General features: G+C 41.3%; 15 protein-coding genes. 11 read left to right on the forward strand and 4 right to left on the reverse strand.

The window, feature by feature from the left end:
• Positions 1 to 34: 34 nt before the first annotated feature.
• Genes ACQ93I_RS00380 through ACQ93I_RS00395 form a run of 4 tightly spaced genes read right to left on the reverse strand, consistent with a single transcriptional unit; the run spans position 35 to position 2881 of the window.
• Complete coding sequence (locus ACQ93I_RS00380) at positions 35 to 607, reverse strand: 5-formyltetrahydrofolate cyclo-ligase (RefSeq protein WP_431696641.1); 573 nt, start codon at positions 605 to 607, stop codon at positions 35 to 37.
• Entirely contained in the window at positions 582 to 1583 is a 1002-nt protein-coding gene (locus ACQ93I_RS00385) for a succinylglutamate desuccinylase/aspartoacylase family protein (RefSeq protein ID WP_431696642.1), read from the reverse strand. The genes ACQ93I_RS00380 and ACQ93I_RS00385 overlap by 26 nt, the downstream gene beginning before the upstream one ends.
• A gap of 3 nt (positions 1584 to 1586) precedes the next feature.
• The gene (gene rimK / locus ACQ93I_RS00390) at positions 1587 to 2459 is read right to left on the reverse strand and encodes a 30S ribosomal protein S6--L-glutamate ligase (protein ID WP_265162311.1); all 873 of its coding nucleotides are present in this window, start codon (positions 2457 to 2459) and stop codon (positions 1587 to 1589) included.
• Entirely contained in the window at positions 2456 to 2881 is a 426-nt protein-coding gene (locus ACQ93I_RS00395; RefSeq protein ID WP_431696643.1) for an ATP-dependent zinc protease family protein, read from the reverse strand. The genes rimK and ACQ93I_RS00395 overlap by 4 nt, the downstream gene beginning before the upstream one ends.
• A 251-nt stretch (positions 2882 to 3132) precedes the next feature.
• Between ACQ93I_RS00395 and uvrC the strand changes: the two genes are divergently transcribed.
• The 11 genes from uvrC (at position 3133) to ACQ93I_RS00450 (ending at position 20257) form a co-directional block, all read left to right on the forward strand.
• A complete protein-coding gene (gene uvrC / locus ACQ93I_RS00400) occupies positions 3133 to 4932 on the forward strand; it encodes an excinuclease ABC subunit UvrC (RefSeq protein WP_266068080.1) in 1800 nt (599 codons plus the stop codon).
• Positions 4925 to 7147: a patatin-like phospholipase family protein gene (locus ACQ93I_RS00405; protein WP_431696644.1), complete on the forward strand. Its 2223-nt coding sequence runs from the start codon at positions 4925 to 4927 to the stop codon at positions 7145 to 7147. Before uvrC ends, ACQ93I_RS00405 begins: the two co-directional genes overlap by 8 nt.
• Before the next feature lie 114 nt (positions 7148 to 7261).
• Positions 7262 to 8422 carry a homogentisate 1,2-dioxygenase gene (locus tag ACQ93I_RS00410; protein ID WP_431696645.1) on the forward strand — a complete coding sequence of 387 codons (1161 nt, stop codon included), beginning with the start codon at positions 7262 to 7264 and terminating at the stop codon, positions 8420 to 8422.
• Between the two features lie 93 nt (positions 8423 to 8515).
• Positions 8516 to 9652 (forward strand): 4-hydroxyphenylpyruvate dioxygenase, encoded by a 1137-nt coding sequence (gene hppD, locus ACQ93I_RS00415; RefSeq protein WP_431696646.1) that lies wholly within the window; start codon positions 8516 to 8518, stop codon positions 9650 to 9652.
• A 297-nt stretch (positions 9653 to 9949) separates the two neighbouring features.
• Entirely contained in the window at positions 9950 to 10723 is a 774-nt protein-coding gene (locus ACQ93I_RS00420; protein WP_431696647.1) for a DUF3108 domain-containing protein, read from the forward strand.
• Positions 10724 to 10725: 2 nt separating this feature from the next.
• Positions 10726 to 11679 (forward strand): tryptophan 2,3-dioxygenase family protein, encoded by a 954-nt coding sequence (locus ACQ93I_RS00425; RefSeq protein ID WP_431696648.1) that lies wholly within the window; start codon positions 10726 to 10728, stop codon positions 11677 to 11679.
• Between the two features lie 13 nt (positions 11680 to 11692).
• The gene (locus ACQ93I_RS00430; protein WP_266068074.1) at positions 11693 to 12931 is read left to right on the forward strand and encodes a peptidoglycan DD-metalloendopeptidase family protein; all 1239 of its coding nucleotides are present in this window, start codon (positions 11693 to 11695) and stop codon (positions 12929 to 12931) included.
• Between the two features lies 1 nt (position 12932).
• Positions 12933 to 14567, forward strand: a complete 1635-nt coding sequence (pgi, locus tag ACQ93I_RS00435; RefSeq protein ID WP_431696649.1) for a glucose-6-phosphate isomerase — start codon at positions 12933 to 12935, stop codon at positions 14565 to 14567.
• Positions 14568 to 14752: 185 nt separating this feature from the next.
• Complete coding sequence (locus ACQ93I_RS00440) at positions 14753 to 17260, forward strand: TonB-dependent receptor (protein WP_431696650.1); 2508 nt, start codon at positions 14753 to 14755, stop codon at positions 17258 to 17260.
• An 11-nt stretch (positions 17261 to 17271) separates the two neighbouring features.
• Complete coding sequence (locus ACQ93I_RS00445; protein WP_431696651.1) at positions 17272 to 18345, forward strand: hypothetical protein; 1074 nt, start codon at positions 17272 to 17274, stop codon at positions 18343 to 18345.
• 61 nt (positions 18346 to 18406) lie between these two features.
• On the forward strand, positions 18407 to 20257 hold the full coding sequence (locus tag ACQ93I_RS00450) for an endonuclease (RefSeq protein ID WP_431696652.1): 1851 nt from the start codon (positions 18407 to 18409) through the stop codon (positions 20255 to 20257).
• The last annotated feature ends 5 nt before the right edge of the window (positions 20258 to 20262 follow it).

A 20262-nucleotide genomic window follows, 5' to 3' on the forward strand; every position in this document is an offset into this window, starting at 1 on the left:
GGGAGGTAATAAATGTAATTGAAAACCAGTAGGTTTACAAATTTTTGAAATTATATATTTTGTCGGGAGTTACGCAGTAGTCCAATGGAACGTCATGTTCGTTAATTTCTTCAATCTCTTCTTCAGCCGGAAATAACGATAATCCTACTTTTACTACTTCTTTTGTGCAAAGCGAAAGAAACCTGTCGTAGAACCCTTTTCCGTAGCCTATTCGGTTGCCTTTTTTGTCGAAAACCAGTAGCGGAATAAAAACCACATCAATCTTTGTCGCAGGAATCTCAATGCCATCTACGGGCTCCGGAATTCCCCAGTCGTTAACTTTAATAACGGTGGAGTCTGTGAGCAGGTAATTTGTTAGAGAGCCACTTTTGAAATCTGACTTTGAGAGTACGATATTCTTATCCTTGCCCTGCAGGATGTGTAAAATGAGCTGTGTATCAACTTCTTTTTTTTCTGAAATGCTCAGAAACAGGTGGTAATAAGAAAAGTTCCAGATAGGAAGATCCAGGAGGCGATTGGCGATCTCCAGGCTGCCTTCTTCAATATGTTCCGGGGTGAGGGAGTCTCTTAGTTCTTTGTACTCAAGCCGAAGCTGTTTCTTGTTCATATGATTCTTTTGAAAGAGAAATATGGAAAATGGCATCCCCCTGGTAAACAATGGGCGATTCATTCACATTAATAATGTAACCTGTATTTGGAGCTTTTACTTTGTGCCTCAGCTTTCCGTAAGGGTCGGTAATAGTAGCAATATATTCACCTTTTTCCACGTGTTTGCCGCAGGGTATCTTTACATGTAGAAGGCCACTATATTTTGCCCTCATCCAGCTGCTGTATTCTATGATAATTGTTTCTCCTGTAGGATCGGGTACATCGAATTTTGGCTTGAGCATTTCAAAATGATCCAGAATGCGCATCACACCTTCTACTCCCTGTTTTGCAATGGTTTTGTTGCTGTCCTGAGATTTTCCTCCTTCAAAGAGAAGCACCGGTTTGCCCTGTTTTGCACAGGTTTCCCGGTAAGATTTGGTAATGGTCTTGGAGATGATCGTAAAAGGAGCATTAAAGATCCTGGCGTAATGCATGGCCATTTCCTCCCCTTTTTTTATTCGAATTTGAGCTGCGTTAAAACGACTTGCCCCACCGGTATGGAAGTCCATACAAAAATCGGCTACCGGCAGTATCTTTTGTACAAACTGATAGGCAAAACGACTCGCCAAAGAGCCATTTTTGGAACCCGGGAAAACCCTGTTAAGATCGCGCCCATCAGGAAATTCGCGTGCCATGTTTAAAAATCCGAAGACATTTAGAATGGGAATACAAATAACGGTGCCCCTGGCAGGTTTGTTTATTTCCTTTACAATAAGCTGGCGCACCACCTCTACGCCATTGATCTCATCACCATGGATACCCGCTGTAATAAGTACCACCGGCCCCGGTTTTTTTGACCTTTCAATAATAATTGGCACTTCTACATGGGTAGTGGTGTAGAGTTTTGCCATGTTAAAGTTAATCGTTGCACTTTTACCGGGAGGTACTCTTTTCCCTAAGATCTCAAGAACATTGTTCTCATCTATAGATGCCATACACTAAACATTTCGCTCAATATAACGAATAATGGTTTTAGCTATATCTTTTCCAGTGGCTTCTTCTATACCTTCGAGCCCTGGAGAAGAGTTTACTTCAAGAATAAGCGGCCCGCGGGAGCTTTGAAGCATGTCTACTCCGGCAACACCCAGTCCCATTGCTTTGGCTGCTTTAATGGCTGCGTTCTCTTCGTCGTCTGTAAGCTGAATGATACTTGCAGTACCGCCACGGTGAAGGTTAGAACGGAATTCCCCTTCTTTTCCCTGTCTCTTCATGGCGCCCACTACATGACCATCCACAACAAACGCCCTAATATCGGCACCACCGGCTTCCTTTATGAACTCCTGTACAATTACCCTTGCCTGCAGCCCGTTAAAAGCTTCAATGACCGATTCGGCTGCATTTTTTGTTTCAGCAAGAACAACTCCGAGACCTTGTGTTCCTTCAAGCAGTTTAATAATTAAGGGTGCTCCGCCCACATGATCTATCACTTCCCCAACATCTTTAGAATAATTGGTGAACACAGTTTTGGGAAGCCCAAGACGGGCGCGGGAAAGTACCTGCAGGCTTCTCAGTTTATCGCGGCTCCTTACCAGAGACTGTGATTCGGTAGTAGAGAATACGCCCATCATCTCAAATTGACGTACCACTGCCGTACCGTAAAAAGTAACCGAGGCTCCAATTCGTGGAATTACCGCATCGGCGTCTTCAATATGTCGCCCTTTGTAGTATATACTCGGGTGTTTCTTTTCAATAATAAGGTCACACTTGAGAGGATCAATGATCTCAACGTCGTGATGTCTTTTTTTAGCTGCCTCTACAAGTCGCTGTGTAGAGTACAGGCTACTATTCCTGGAAAGGATCTTTATATTCATTCTTGTTTCTTCTTATGAGACAGATCGTAATACTCGGTATCTACGATATATTTTCTTGTTATAAATTTACGGCCCAAAAGTACGGGAAATCTCATCTCCTGCCGTGCCGAAAGGGACAGGGAAATTTTCCGGGTCTTTCCAAACAGGGTGATCGTGGTCTGGATTTGATATCGTTTTTGAACTATGCCATTGCTGCTTTTTACAAAGACGATGTCGTAATCTTTAAACCTATACGTCCTGCCGTTATACAGGGGGTGTTCTTCATCTAAAAAAGTGCATTTAAGCACTCCTTTTTCTTCAACGATGTGGTCGCAATGAATTGATGAGGTATAGGCTCCTGTATCTACCTTAACTGCTATGTCTTCGAGGTGTAGATCGGGAAAATCTGCCTTGTCAAAACGGCCAATGGTAATTTTTTCCATGAACGCAAGGTACTAAAAGCAGATTTTTAAAATCTTAACTATTTCTGAAAATATATTAAGCTGAAAATGAAGTAACTCCCCATCCGTTTTATGCTTCGGAAGTCACTTTAAACCCTCTTTATGATTCCGGTTTCTTCCGAAGTAATCCTTCTTTTTGACATTTTTGACACCTGAAGCTTCAGAAGAAATTTTTAACACTATACACCCGAAGCTATCCAAAAAGGCAAATTCTAATATTTTACCTTTGAAGCATGGAGGAAAATAAGCTGGAAGTACAATTAAAAACCCTCCCCGAAAATCCGGGAGTCTACCAGTACTTTGACAAAAACGGAAGGATCCTTTACGTGGGAAAAGCTAAAAACCTCAAAAAAAGGGTCACTTCATACTTTACCAAGAACAATGACAGCCATCGCATTCGCGTGATGGTGAAAAAAATCCATGAGATAAGGCATATCGTGGTTTCTTCGGAAACCGATGCGCTTCTCCTGGAAAATAACCTCATTAAGAAGCACCAGCCGCGCTTCAACGTAATGTTGAAAGACGATAAGACTTACCCGTGGATATGCATAAAAAATGAGAGATTTCCGAGGGTTTTTGCTACCCGCCGGTTAGTTAAGGATGGCAGTGAATACTACGGCCCTTTTACCAGTTTCAAGACCATCCACACGCTTATGGATTTGATTAAGGGCGTTTATCCTCTTCGCACCTGCAACTATGATCTTGCTGAAGATAAAATAAGGAACGGGAAGTACAAGGTGTGCCTGGAGTACCATCTTGGGAACTGCATGGGGCCTTGTGAAGCTTATGAAGCTGAAGCAGAGTACCAGAAAAAGATTGACGCAATACGCCAAATCGTCAAAGGGAATTTTAAGGACTCTTTACAGCAGTTTAGGCAGCAAATGAAAGACCACGCCGAAAAAATGGAATTTGAGGAGGCACAAAAAATCAAGACAAAAATTGACATTTTAGAGAACTATCAGGCGAAGTCTACGGTGGTGAACCCAAAGATCAATAATGTAGATGTGTTTTCAATTGTGAGCGATGAGGGGTATGGCTATGTGAACTTTTTGCAGTTGTCACATGGGGCCATTATAAGGTCTCATACTATAGAAATGAAGAAGAAGCTCAGCGAGACAGATCAGGAGCTACTGGAGCTGGGCATCACCGAGATCAGGCAAAGGTTCAATTCTCTCACCCGTGAAATATATGTTCCTTTTAAGGTTGATGTGGGTGAAGAAATTAAGGTGACTGTACCCGTCCTGGGAGATAAAAAACAAATTGTCGATCTCTCTACAAGAAATGCAAAATACTTTAGGCAGGAACGCTTCAAGCAAATGAAGATCGTAGATCCAGACCGTCATGTTAATCGGATTATGGCCCAGATGAAACAGGATCTCAGGCTAAACGAGGAGCCAAGGCATATTGAATGTTTTGACAACTCAAACATCCAGGGGAGTAATCCTGTGGCAGCCTGTGTGGTCTTTAAAGATGGTAAGGCCAGTAAAAAAGATTACCGCAAATTCAATATTAAAACTGTTGAGGGGCCTAACGATTTTGCTTCTATGGAAGAAGTGGTCTTCAGGCGGTACCGCAGACTTCTTGAAGAAGGTGAACCTTTGCCGCAGCTGGTGATAGTTGACGGTGGGAAAGGCCAGTTATCTTCGGGCGTAAAAGCTTTGGAGACACTCGGGCTAAGAGGAAAGATCGCCATTATTGGAATAGCAAAAAGGCTCGAGGAAATTTTTTATCCGGGAGATTCTATTCCTTTATACCTCGATAAAAAATCGGAAACCCTTAAGATCATTCAGCAGTTGAGGAATGAGGCGCACCGGTTTGGTATTACCTTTCACAGGCAAAAGCGCAGCAGTGTTGCCCTTAACACCGAACTTGAAGAGATTCCGGGAATTGGAGAAAAGACCGTGGTAGAGTTGCTCAAAAATTTCAGGTCTGTAAAAAGAGTGAAAGAAGCGTCGATAGAAAGTTTATCTTCGGTCATTGGGAAATCTAAGGCCACGCTGATCTATCAATTTTACCATTCAGAAAATGACTAAAAAACTGTGCATATTTTTCCTTTTTTTGGGACTCCTGCCGGGAATTGCCCAGGAACAGGAAGATCCAAAGGTAGGCTTGGTACTTAGTGGGGGCGGGGCCAAGGGCCTGGCTCATATTGGGGTGCTTAAGGTGCTCGAAGAAGCCGGGGTGCGCATTGATGTTATTGGCGGTACCAGTATGGGGGCTATTGTTGGAGCTCTTTATTCTGCAGGCTATTCGGCTCACCAGCTGGACAGTATTTTTCAAACCATCAACTTTAATATCCTGCTCCAGGACGAACTGCCCCGCAGTGCCAAGACTTTTTACGAGAAAAGGGATTCAGAAAAATATGCACTTACGCTGCCCTTCGATAACTTTAATATTAGTTTTCCGTCTGCGCTTTCAAGGGGGCAAAATGTCTACAACCTCATGTCTAAGCTAACGCTGCATTTGGAGGAAAATCAGGATTTTGAGACTTTGCCTATTCCTTTCTTTGCTGTTGCTGCCAACATTGAAACCGGAAAGGAAGTTTTGCTTGATGAGGGGCATCTACCGCAGGCCATTTCGGCAAGTGCAGCCATCCCAAGCCTGTTCAGTCCGGTGATCATTGACGGCCAATTGCTGGTAGACGGGGGAGTTGTAAATAATTATCCGGTAGAAGAGGTGAAGCGCAGAGGCGCAGATATCATTATTGGGGTCGACGTGCAGGACACTCTTATGAAGAGGGATGAACTCAGGTCGGTCTTTGATATCCTTACCCAGGTAAGTAACTTCAGGACCATCACCGATATGCGCGACAAAATTGAAAAGACCGATGTTTATATAGATCCTGACATCAAACCTTTCTCTGTAGTTTCGTTTGAAAAAGGTCGGGAGATCATTGATGAGGGCGAGGCCGCTGCGCGGGCAATGTTGCCCAACCTGAAGGAGATTGCGGCCAGGCAGAAAGAAAAGCCGGCGCCGCAGAATTACATTTCACCTGTTGAATCTTTGTACATCACCGGGGTTCAGATAGAAGGGAATACCTCTTATCCCAGGGCATATATTATGGGGAAATTGAAAATTCAGTCGCCCGATACTATTACCTACAAAGATTTAAACCTTGGGATCAATAACCTTTCGGCCACCAGGAACTTTAACCGGATAAATTACCGGCTTGTCCCTTCAAACGGAGGTCACGCCCTCGTGCTGCAGCTTGAGGAAAATTCAAGTAAAACTCTTTTGAGAATGGGAGTTCATTATGACAATGTCTATCACAGTGGTGTGCTCCTTAATATTACTCATAAAAGTTTACTTGTGGCTAATGATGTAAGTTCCCTTGATGTGGTTCTGGGAGATGACTTCAGGTATAATTTCAACTACTATATTGATAAAGGCTACTATTGGAGTGTGGGGTTTAGGTCAAGATACAATAGCTTTAGTAAAGGAGTTTCGTTTGACCTTGCTAATGAAAATTCGGGATTTGAAAGTGACGGGATCAATAAATTGGAGATAGACTATGAAGATTTTACAAATCAGCTTTATTTAGAGACGCTTTTTCAGCAGGTATTTTCTTTTGGGGTAGGCCTGGAGCACAAACATCTTAGTGTAACTTCAGAGACTGTTAATACCTCAGGTCCTGCACAGTTGTCAAATGGTGAGTTTGATGACAGTTCCTATTATGCTCCTTTCGGGTATTTGGTTTATGACAGCAGGGATTCTAAATATTTCCCCACACGCGGTGTTTATTTTGAAAGTGATTTTCACTGGCACCTCCTGTCCTCAAGAGATGATTTTTCACCATTTTCTGTTACAAAGGGAACTCTTGGAGCTGCTTTTTCTCCTGTAGAGCAGTTGGCGGTAAGAATTTCTTCGGAAGCTGGGTTCAGGATTGGTAGTCGTGCGAATAATATTTTTGACTTCTTTTTGGGCGGTTACGGTAATGACTTCATTAACAACTTTACCTCTTTCTACGGTTATGAATTTATAAACCTTTCGGGAGATAGTTTTACCAAAGGTCTGCTGGAGCTCGATTACAAATTTCTGGAAAACAGCCACCTCATTCTTAGTGCTAATTTTGCCAATGTTGAAAATAAACTTTTTGAAGGAGGGAATTGGATCAAATGGCCGGAGTATTCGGGATATGCTATAGGATATGGCCTGGAGACCTTTTTAGGCCCTGTCGAGGTAAAATATTCTATTTCACCCGAAAGGAAAGAAAGTCAGTGGTATTTTAGCCTGGGCTTCTGGTTTTAGAGGTCCTTTAACGGATATTTAGCTAAAAATTGTTCATATTTGTAGCTGTTCCTTCAGGAGTTTTGAGACTTATTACGGGAATTTACGAAAACGTTTTCATTAAAATACGCTAACATGCCTTTTTATCATACCCTCGGAAAAATTCCGCATAAAAGACATACCGTCTTTAGAAAGACCGATGGAAGTCTGTACTATGAACAGCTTTTTGGAACCATTGGCTTCGACGGAATGTATACCAATATGTATCATGAGCAGCGGCCTACGCAGGTAAAAGAGATTAAAGGAAGCTATGATGTACAGCCGAAAGTGGCTACTGAAAAGAATATACAGTCTTACAGGTTTAAAGGTTTCCAGGTAAAACCAGACCCAGATTACCTGAAGAGCCGAAGAGTGGTGCTTACCAATAGCGATGTAGATATAGCCCTGGCTGCGCCACAAAAATCTACAGAAGATTATTTCTATAAAAATGCAGATTCAGATGAGTTGCTTTTCATTCATAAAGGCAGCGGGAAGTTAAGAACCCACCTGGGAAATCTCGATTTTAAATACGGAGATTACCTGCTAATTCCCCGCGGAACCATTTATAAACTTGATTTTGATGATGAGGTGAACAGGTTGTTCATTGTAGAATCGAGAAGGCCAATTTATACTCCTAAACGCTACCGGAATTATTTTGGGCAGTTGCTGGAGCATTCGCCTTTTTGTGAAAGGGATATTAGAAGGCCTTATGAGCTGGAAACGAATGACGAAAAAGGGGACTTTTTGATCAAGATTAAGAAACAGGGGAAAATATTTGATATGGTATATGCGTCGCATCCGTTTGATGTGGTGGGTTACGATGGTTACAACTATCCCTATGCTTTTTCAATTCATGATTTTGAACCTATTACCGGCCGAGTTCACCAGCCGCCGCCGGTACACCAAACTTTTGAGACCGATGCCTTTGTGGTATGTTCTTTTTGCCCCCGTCTTTACGATTACCACCCCGAAAGTATACCTGCACCTTACAGTCACAGCAATATAGACAGCGATGAGGTGTTGTACTACGTAGACGGTGATTTTATGAGCAGGAACGATATTGAGGCCGGGCATATTTCTTTGCATCCGGCGGGTATTCCTCACGGGCCACACCCGGGAGCCGTGGAGCGAAGTATAGGCCAGACCGAGACCGAAGAGCTGGCAGTAATGGTAGATACTTTTAAGCCCTTAATGGTGACCGAAGATGCCATGGAGATCGCCGATGACTCTTACCATAAATCATGGCTTGACCATTAAAAAATAAAACCCTTCAAAAATGGCATTTTTGAGGGTTCATTAAATTACACCTTAAAGAAACATGTCGCGCAGCGGCCTAAAATATATTTATATATGTCTACAGAACACACAACAGAAATAAAAAAGACGGTGCCACAAGCCGAAGATTTCCTGCCTATATTGGGTACAGACTTTGTTGAACTCTATGTAGGAAATGCAAAGCAGGCAGCCTTTTATTATCAACAAGCCTGGGGCTTTCAGCCTGTAGCTTATTCGGGATTGGAATCTGGGAGCAAAGACAGGGTTTCCTATGTGCTGCAGCAGGGAAAAATTAGATTGGTGTTAACCAGTCCTTTGCAGCCGGGAGGCGAAATAAATGCACATATAGACAAGCATGGAGATGGCGTTAAAGTAGTAGCGCTGTGGGTAGATGATGCCCGTAAGAGCTATGAAGAGACTACAAAACGGGGTGCAAAATCTTACTTTGAGCCTAAAGAAGTGAGTGACGAACATGGGCATGTAGTGCTTTCGGGAATTCACACCTATGGCGAAACAGTGCACGTATTTGTTGAAAGAAAAAATTATTCAGGCCCATTTATGCCTGGCTACAAGGAATATAAACCTAATTTCCAGGTGAAAGATGTAGGTCTAAAATACATTGATCACATGGTAGGAAATGTGGGATGGAATGAAATGAACAAGTGGTGTGAGTTCTACGCTAAAGTAATGGGCTTTGCGCAAATGGTTTCTTTTGATGACAAGGATATTTCTACGGAATACACTGCTTTGATGAGTAAGGTGATGAGTAACGGAAACGGCCGGATCAAATTTCCTATCAATGAACCCGCCGAAGGAAAGAAAAAGTCCCAGATAGAAGAATACATCGATTTTTACAATGGTGCCGGCGTACAGCACATCGCTGTGGCCACTGATAATATCATTGAAACTGTCACTGCTTTGAGGGACCGGGGAGTAGAATTCCTTTATGTTCCCGAGGCATATTACGACGATGTTTTAGATCGTGTGGGAGAAATTGATGAAGAACTCGAGCCACTAAAGGAGCTTGGGGTTTTGATAGATCGTGATGATGAAGGTTACCTGTTGCAGATATTTACCAAGCCGGTTCTTGACAGGCCAACTATGTTTTTTGAGATCATTCAAAGGAAAGGAGCACAATCCTTTGGGAAAGGTAATTTTAAAGCCCTTTTTGAAGCTATAGAAAGAGAACAAAACTTGCGGGGAACGCTGTAATTTGGATACCAACTCATTGATTATTTAGATTAAGACTTAAAAAAATAGGTTTTTACAAGAAGTTGCGTTAAAGTTATTTTTTTAGTTGTGTAATAGCGACTTATGTAAGACTTTTGCACCGCAATTTTGGAGTGGTTACCAGGATTGGGAAAAAAAATTACTTTTTTTTCATAATTTAAGTTTTAGTTGGTTAATAAGATTAAAAGCCCCGTCATTCATTTGACGGGGCTTTTTGTTTTTAATACATTTGGAATAGAAATTGTAATTGTCATATCAAAAAAAACCTATTTGTATAAAATGAAGAAGATTACAGCGATTATAATTTCACTTATAGCTCTCAATGTTTCGGCTCAGTCTCATCAGGCTTTTGACGCCGGCGAATGGTTTAGGTTCCGTATTCACTACGGCATGTTCAACGCGAGCTTTGCGACCCTTGAAGTGAAGGAGACCACCCTAAGAAATAAACCTGTGTATCATGTGGTGGGGAAGGGAAAATCTACAGGTTTACTGCACCTGTTCTTTAAAGTTGATGATAACTATGAAACCTTTATGGATAAGAAGAGTGGTGCGCCACTCAGGTTTGTAAGGCAAATAGATGAAGGTGGCCATACCCGAGATCTACTTGTAGATTTTGATCATGACAGTAATACCGCCCATGTTTTTAATAGGAAACGCAACACCAGGAATACCTACTCTATCCCCGAGAATGTTCAGGATATGCTTTCTTCTTTCTATTACTTGCGTAATAATCTTGATGTAAGTGCTATTGAAAAGGGAGAGATGTTTAGCATCAAAATGTTTATAGATGACGAGAATCACGATTTTAAGTTAAAATTCCTGGGGAGGGAGGTCGTCAAAACAAAAATGGGTAATATTGCGGCATTAAAATTTCAGCCCTACGTGTTAGCAGGAAGGGTTTTTGAAAAGAAAGAAAGCCTTACAATATGGGTTAGTGATGATAAAAATCGCATGCCTCTTAAGATCAAAGCCGATCTTGCTGTAGGTTCTCTGAATGCTGATATTGATGCTTTTAAAGGCTTGAAATATCCGTTGAATATAATAATGAATTAAATATGAGCGTCATAAAGCCCGAGATAGCCGAAAAGGTGCGGCAGCTGGAAGAAAAATTCCGAAATTCTGGCCAGGACCTTGGCTCTTATCTCGATGGTCTACTATACGACAAATACCTTACCTACTGGGATTATATCGAACTCGATACCCTTTTGAGCCTGCAGAAACCCAAAACTCATTTTCCAGACGAGGAGATCTTTATAGGGTATCATCAAATTACAGAACTTTATTTTAAGCTGGTGCTCCATGAAATGAAGCAGCTGGTTGAAGCTGAAGAGCTCAAAGCCGATTTATTTACTGAAAGACTTAATCGTATCGTACGATACTTCCACATTCTAACCCATTCTTTTGATGTAATGATTAAGGGGATGGACCGGGAGCAGTTCCTTAAATTCAGGATGGCCCTTTTACCGGCCAGCGGATTCCAGTCTGCCCAGTTCAGGATGATAGAGATTTATGCAACTCCACTTCAAAACCTGGTGTTGCAGGCAAATCGGGAAGCATATTGCACTAATGATAACCTTCAGGAGGTGTATCAAAACATCTATTGGAAGCGTGGCGGGATTAGTTCAGATACGGGAGAGAAAACACTTACCCTTAGGCAGTTTGAACAAAAATATGATGATGAGTTCTTGCGGCTATCTCATAAGCTTCAGGGTAAAAACCTTCTTGCGCTATATGACAAACTTCCGCAGGAAGAAAAAAACAATAAAAATCTTATTTCGGCGTTGCGTAATCTGGATGTTGCAGTCAATGTAAACTGGCTTCTGGTTCATATTGGTGCAGCGCAACGTTACCTTGTAGCAAAGAAACATGCTGTAAAAGCTACGGGAGGTACAAACTGGAAAGAGTTTTTGCCACCCAGTTTCCAAAAGATTTTCTTCTTTCCCGAACTTTGGAGTGAAGAGGAAAAAAAGGAATGGGGTAGACAATGGGTAGAAGAAATGATAAATTAATAAAATATTGAAAGTGAAAAGACTTGGTTACCTGCTAATGCTGATGATGGTTATGACTGCCTGTAATAACCACAATGAAAAACCTGAAATAGCCGATAACACTGTTAAAGTAAAGGCGCCAGCTATTGTAAAAGAGTTTGGTTTTGTATTAAATGATTATGAAGTGGTGCGCGACACCATACGTTCTGGTGATAGTTTTGGACTTATTCTGGGTACGCATGGGGTAGACCCGAATAAGATTTTTGAAATCGTCAACAAAGTACGTGATACTTTTAATCCGCGTAAAATAGTTCTTGGCAAACCCTATGCCATTTTAAAGAGCCGGGATTCGGCTGCAACTCCAAATGTATTTATTTATGAGAATGACCTTGTAAATTATACCGTGGTAGATCTACGCGACAGCATTTCGGTATATACTGCCAAAAAGCCCGTTACCATTACAAAAAGATCAGTTTCTGGGGTTATAAATTCCAGTTTGACCGAGGCTATACAAGACGAGGGGCTAAGCTATCTCATTGCGCATGAAATGAGCAATATCTATCAATGGAGTATAGATTTCTTCAGGTTACAGAAAGGAGACAGGTTTAAGCTGGTCTACAACGAGCGTTACATTAATGACAGCATTTATGCCGGGATCGAGAATATTGAGGCTTCGGTTTTTTACCATGAAGATAAGCCTTATTACGCCTTTAATTTCATGGTAGATTCTACTTCGGGAGAACGCGACTACTACGATGAAAAGGCGCGGCCACTACAGAGTTTCTTTTTAAAGGCACCTCTTAATTTCACCCGTATTTCATCTCGTTTTAGCCCTAGAAGATTTCATCCGGTGCAGCAAAGATGGAAGGCTCATAAAGGTACAGATTACGCAGCACCTCATGGTACGCCAATCTGGAGTACAGCAAATGGTGTGGTTATCGCATCTTCCTACACTGCCGGAAATGGTAATTATGTCAAGATAAAACACAACGGCACCTATACCACCCAGTACCTGCACATGTCAAAACGTGCAGTAAAGCAGGGGCAGCGTGTAAAGCAGGGAGATATTATTGGCTATGTAGGTAGTACAGGACTGGCCACCGGGCCGCATGTTTGCTACCGCTTCTGGAAGAATGGCGTGCAGGTAGATCCATTCCGTCAAAACCTTCCGGCAGCCGAGCCTATTGAAGATAAATACATCCCGTCTTACTTTGCGGCTATTGAGCCTTTGAAGACGGAGCTGGGAAAAATTGAATTTAAAGAACCTATTTAAAATGACTAACACTAATCCAATCCATACCAAAGCCTGGAAAAAACTTCAGGCTCACTTTTCTGAAATAAAAGATCTTAACCTAAAGGAAGCTTTTCAAAAAGACCCTAATCGGGCCGATGCCTTTACTCTTAAGTGGGAAGATTTTTATGTAGACTACAGCAAAAATTTAATTACTGAAGAAACACGTGACCTCCTTACTGCTCTTGCTGAAGAAGTCGGATTAAAGGATGCTATAAATGCCCTTTTTGAAGGGGAAGAAATCAACAGGACCGAGGGGCGTTCCGTATTGCATACAGCCTTGAGAAGCAAAGCTGATGTCGATGTGAGAGTTGACGGTGAGAACGTAATGCCTGAAGTCTATGAGGTCAAAGAGAAGATCAGGGAGTTTTCTTATTCGGTTATTACAGGTGCCAAAAAAGGCTTTACAGGTAAGGCTTTCACCGATGTTGTGAACATTGGGATTGGGGGCTCAGACCTTGGCCCGGTAATGGTTACTGAAGCACTTGAGTATTATAAAAACCATCTGAAAGTACATTTTGTATCTAATGTTGATGGAGACCATGTACAGGAGGTAATTAAAGACCTTAATCCTGAGACTACCCTCTTCATTATCGTATCAAAATCTTTCTTAACTCAGGAAACTTTGGCAAATTCCACTACAATTAGAAAGTGGTTCACCAAAAAAGCACCGGCCGATGCTGTGGCTAAACATTTTGTAGCTGTTTCGAGTAATGTAAAGGCGGTAGAAGAGTTTGGGATTGAAACTCAGAACATTTTCCCCATGTGGGACTGGGTTGGAGGCCGTTTTTCTCTCTGGAGCGCTGTAGGGCTTTCTATAAGTCTTTCTATTGGGTATGATAATTTTAATTCGCTACTCGAAGGTGCCCGTAAAATGGATGAACATTTTAAGGAGACATCGTTCGAAAAAAATATTCCCGTTCAACTGGCACTTTTGACAGTCTGGTACAACAACTTCTTTAAAGCTGAAACCCAGGCAGTCATTCCTTATACGCAGTACCTTCACCGTTTCCCTGCTTACCTGCAACAGGCAATTATGGAAAGTAATGGAAAAGGTGTAGATCGCAATGGTAACGAGGTGAACTACCAAACCGGAAATATTGTTTGGGGTGAACCCGGTACTAATTCGCAGCATGCTTTCTTTCAGCTAATTCACCAGGGAACAAAACTTATTCCTGCCGATTTTATTGGCTTCAAAAAGTCACTCCATAACGAGCAGGAGCATCATAATAAGTTGATGGCAAACTATTTTGCGCAGACCGAAGCTTTACTGCAGGGGAAATCTTCAGAAGAAGTTCGAAAAGAACTGGAGGATAAAAATACTTCCGAAGAAAAGATTGAAAAAATATTGCCATTTAAGGTTTTTAAGGGGAACAATCCGACCACCACTATTCTTGTAGACCAACTTTCTCCTGAAAGCTTTGGAAAGCTAATTGCATTGTACGAACATCAAATTTTTGTACAGGGTATTATCTGGAACATATACAGTTACGACCAATGGGGGGTGGAATTGGGCAAGCAACTTGCAACTGCTATTCTTGATGAAATCGAGAAAAATGACGTGGGAGCGCATGATTCTTCCACCAAGAATTTGTTAAAATTTTATCTTTCAGAATAACAGTTAGTTAGCTAAATACGCATTTTTTAAGCAACCCTCTGGTAAACAGGGGGGTGTTTCTTTTTGTGCTTTGTTGAAAACCTTGCGGTTTTTGTGAAAAATTCTTAACCTTTAGTTAAAGGATATTTTTAAAGAAAGTTGTTCTTTTGCAGCAACTTTATAAACACAAACTAACAAATTACACAATGAGAAAATTTTTAGCGTTAGCGTTTTTTTTAACGTCAGCTACAATTTTTGCACAAGGAACTATTACCGGTACGGTAATCGATTCTGACATGGATGCGCCGCTGCCAGGTGCAAACGTACTGGTAGTGGGCACCAACGCAGGTGGCATGACCGATTTTGGTGGTAAATTCAGTATTCAAACCGATCGTACATCGGGAGTTGTTGAAATTACTTACGTAGGATTTGAAGCAATTCGCGTGCCATTTACAGTTCAGAATGGACAAACTGTTGATCTTGGCAGAATTTTAATTTCGCCAGATGCTGATGCATTAGAAGAAGTGATTATTACTTCTTATTCAATTGCGATTGATCGTAAAACTCCGGTGGCTGTTTCTACGATTAAAGCTGAAGCAATTGAGCAAAGATTGGGAAATCAGGAATTTCCTGAAATTTTAAAATCCACTCCGGGAGTTTACGCAACCAAAGGTGGTGGTGGTTTTGGTGATGCAGAAATTAGACTGAGAGGTTTCGATTCTGAGAACATCGCCGTGATGATCAACGGGATTCCGGTGAACGATATGGAAAATGGTCGTGTATACTGGAGTAACTGGGCTGGTCTTTCAGATGTTACAAGATTTATGCAGGTTCAGCGTGGGCTTGGAGCTTCAAAAGTTGCTGTGCCTTCTATTGGTGGAACAATTAACATTGTGACTAAAACTACCGATGCAGAAAAAGGTGGAAGCATTCTTTACTCTTTAGGAAATGACGGGTATAATAAAGTGGGCGCAACACTTTCAACCGGAAAAATGGATAATGGCTGGGCAGCAACTGTGTCTGGTTCCAAAACTGAGGGAGATGGATATGTTGATGGAACTCAATTCTCTGGTTTTTCATACTTTGTGAATATAGCTAAAGAACTTGGTGAAGATCATGAACTTTCCTTTACTGCCTTTGGTGCACAACAGGAGCATGGTCAACGTCAAAATGCTGAGCAGTTAATAACTTACAGACAAAGTGAAAGCGGTACCCGTTTTAACAGAGACTGGGGTTATCGTGACGGACAGGTGGTTAGTATTGAAGACAACTTCTTCCATAAGCCGCAAATATCTCTAAACCATTACTGGGATATATCAGATAACACAAAATTGTCTACAGTTGCTTATGCTTCCTTCGGTTCCGGTGGAGGTGGAGGTTTTGGTGGTGTCAACAAGTTTGGCCTTGATTCCAAATACAGAGACGGCTTTCTTCAGCCTGTAAACCTTGACCTTATTGTAGAAGAAAATGTGGAGCTTGGAGCTTTAGGTTCAGAAACTTACTTGAGGGCTTCAAGAAACAACCATGAGTGGTACGGACTTCTATCTACAATTTCTTCCGAAGTAGTAGAAAACCTTGAAGTAACGGGAGGTATAGATGTGAGATATTACGAAGGTGAGCATTATACTGAACTTACTGATTTATTAGGAGGTCAATATGTTTTTGATGATTCTAATGTAAACAATCCTTTAAATACAGCACAGGTTGGAGATAAGATTGATTACTATAATGACGGTCTTGTAGGGTGGCTAGGTGCTTTTGCACAGGCAGAGTATTCAAAAGATGCACTTTCTGCTTTTATTAATGTTGCTGCTTCAAACACTTCCTACAAAAGAATCGATTACTTTAGATATGAAGTAGGAAATCAGGAAACCGAATGGGTAGACTTCTTTGGTTACAGTGCAAAAGGTGGTGCTAACTACAACCTTACTGATACTCATAATGTTTTTGCAAACATTGGTTATTTTGAAAAAGCGCCTTTTATGAACGCTGTATTCCTTAACAACACCAATGATATCAATGAAGATGCTGAGAATCAGAAAATCTTTAGTGCAGAGTTGGGATACGGTTTTAGAAGTCGTAACTTTAGAGTAGACCTTAACGCTTACTACACGAAGTGGGATGACAAGACATTAACCGAGACTTTCCGTCAGGAAGATGGAACTTTTGGTTCTGCAAACATTCTAGGTCTTAATGCGCTTCACCAGGGTATAGAGTTAGAAGTTAACTATCGCCCATTTGAGAACCTTACTCTTAATGGTATGGCCTCTATTGGAGACTGGACCTGGGAGAATGACGTAACAGGAGTTGCCGTTATTGATGAAACCGGAGAATTTTTACGCGAAGTAAACCTTTACATCGGTGGTCTAAAAGTTGGTGGTTCTGCTCAAAACAGTTTTGCTGCCGGTGCCGATTTCGAGCCAATGGAAGGTACTCACATTCGTTTAAACTGGAATTACTTTGACAGTCTGTATTCCGATTTTGATCCTGCAAGACGTGATGATCCAACGCTTGGGCAGTCTTATGAAGTACCTGCTTACGGTTTGATAGATTTTGGTTTAACCTACAATTTCGACTTTGGCGGATTTGATGCTACATTGATTGGAAACGTAAACAACGTATTGGATACAGAATATATTTCTGTTGCGAGAGACAGTGGTTTCTTCTATGGTTTTGGAAGAACCTTCAACATCGGAACTAAGCTTAATTTCTAAAAAAAGGAAAAATGAAAAAATTAGTTTATTTATTAATGATGGTCATAGGTGCGACTTTTACAAGTTGCGATCCTATGGATGACATTCATGCAGAGATCGATGAAATCATCGCGACCGATCCTTTGGTAGGAACTCTCGAGTACACCCTTACCGAAGAAGATTATACGGCTATGGGTCTTGATAATGAATATTTTGCGTCAATAGACAGTGCAAATATTGAGATCCCTGCATACCTTGATGAAACCTATCCGCTTTGGGGTAACCAGTCTTTGGCTTCTATAACTGCTAATATTGCAAACCCTTTAATTGAGGTTGGTGAAGCAGTAGCATATACTGTTACCGAAGAAGATTATCTGGCGTTGAATTTCAAATACAAGAATTTTGACAGCTCCGATGATATGGTGAGGTTCCTAAATTATAAATTTCCACAGGCAGAAGGTGGTGATGCAGTTGAGCTTACATACAAGTACTACTCTTCGGGAAATACCAGTGATGAAACAAAGCTTTATGTAAAAGCTAATAATACCTGGGTGGTACCTTACACTTTAACCGATGAGGATTATGAGGAAATGGGACAGGGTCGTTATAAAAACTTCTCTAACCGTGAAGATGCAGAAGAGATTATTCCTAACTTTTTAAGATTGAAATATCCTTATGCTCTTAAAGGGGACACTGAGACTATTCTTTATAATCTTCACATAGGTAATGGTAATACCATTGAAGTAATTCAGATCTTTAACTACGATGGTCAAAAATGGTCAACTACTGCTGGTGTTGTAGAAATGGTATTGCAGTATGGTCACAATGGTACTGCATGGGAGCCAGACAATACAATTATCTATACATTGACTCCTGCCGACTATGCACTTACAGGAAATGAACAATATGGTAACTTCAACTATTGGGATCAGGATGATTATGATGCTGCATTTGAAAATATTGTTACCATACTTGAAGCCAGATTCCCAGAAGCTGAAACTGGCCAGAAGTTCCTCGTTTACTTTATAGGTTATGCAGGAGCACCTGCTACATATAGCGTAAATGTCATCGTAAATGATGAAGGGGAATTCGTCCTCAACGAATAACAGCTAAACAATCCAAACCGTCACTTTTAGTGGCGGTTTTTTTTTATCCATATTTACAAGAATGAAAAAATACATTTATTTACCATTAGTCAGTATTTTATTTCTAATTTCCTGTAGTACAGACGATGACAATAATAAGGTTCCTAATCCGCCGGTAGATCCCGAAGTTCCTGAGCAAGAAAGTATTTATGTGATTCCCGATGCACTTGTTGGGTATTATGACGGTGTAGATTTTACACTTTCTACTGAAGAGCTTTATGATGAACTTGCAGTTCTTACCATAGAGAAACATAAAAATATTCTTGGGTATACAGATCGTCATGTTCACCTCTATGATGCCGATGAAGATCCATCTAACCCTGCAAATGTCCTCTTACTATATTCGGGCGAAAGCAGAAGTAAAGATGAGTACCAATCTTCAGGTAATCCTAATGATGTTCAAACATTCAACACAGAGCACGTTTATCCAAAATCCCTTCTTGAAGGTGACGCCATTGCCGACCTGCACATTCTTCGGGTAGCCGATATTGAAATAAATGAATCAAGGTTGAACTTTCCTTATGTTGATGGAGATGGGAAGTATAAACTGGTAAATAATAACACTTTCTATCCCGGTGATGAATGGCGTGGTGATGTTGCCAGGATGATCATGTACATGAATCTGAGATACAATGAACCTTTTAACGAAGTTGGTGATCTTGACCTGTTTCTGGAATGGAATGCTGAAGACCCGGTTTCCAATTTTGAGATTCAGAGGAATGAGGTCATTTACGATGCCCAGGGTAACAGGAATCCTTTTATAGATAACCCTCACCTGGCAACCAACATTTGGGGTGGAGACGAGGCTGAAAACCGCTGGGATGGCGAAACCGATTCTACTGATGATGAAGCTCCATCTGTTCCTGAAGGTCTTACTTTAGATGAAAGAGGTTTTGAAAATATCAAGATCTCCTGGAATACTTCAACAGATAATGTTGCGGTAACAAAATATTACATTGAAGTAAATGGAGAGTACTATACAACTGTTACTTCAACAACTGCTAATATTATCGATCTGGAACCTGGAACAACTTACTCCATCACAGTAGCTGCTGGAGATTCTGCTGGTAACGATTCCGAGGAAAGTACAGCTCTTGAAGTAACCACCATTGCCGATGAAGAGGCACCATCTGTGCCACAAGATCTTGCTGTGACAGGATCCAGTTCTTCAAGTATCTCATTGTCCTGGACTGCATCCTCAGATAATGCAGCTGTTCAGGGTTATGATATCTACATTGATGGTGAATTCTATAAGAATGTAGAAACTGTAGAATATACTATTGCCGGTCTTGATGCCGATCAAACTTATTCATTTACTGTTGCAGCTGTAGATATCTACGCCAATACTTCAGCTCAGAGTACTGCTGTTGAAGGTACAACAGATGCTGATGTCGGTTATTCTGAAGATGCTTCTTCAATAATTATTTCTGAATACATTGAAGGTGCTTTTGGACACAATAAAGCACTTGAAATTGCCAACTTTTCAGAGGAATCTGTAGATCTTGCGGCTTATTCGCTTAAGAAGATCACTAACGCAGGTGAAACCTGGGATAATGAATTAAGCCTTGCCGGATATACTTTAGAGGCCGGTGAAGTGCTTGTTATTGTTAACCAGGATGCCGACAGGCAGGGACTACTTGATGCTGCCGATGTTCTTACAGACCATCAGGTCGTAAACTTCAACGGAAACGACCCTATCGGACTTTTCCTTGACGGTGTTCTGGTTGATATGCTGGGAGAAAAAGGAGGTGCCGATTTTGCAAAAGATGTGAATCTTAGAAGAAAACCTGGTTCTACACCCAATACTACCTTTGTGCCCGATGAGTGGGAAACCTTCAGCGATGAGAATACCGAAGGTCTTGGAACTTTTTAATTTGT

This window comes from Salinimicrobium sp. WS361, assembly GCF_050750585.1.
Taxonomy (GTDB): domain Bacteria; phylum Bacteroidota; class Bacteroidia; order Flavobacteriales; family Flavobacteriaceae; genus Salinimicrobium.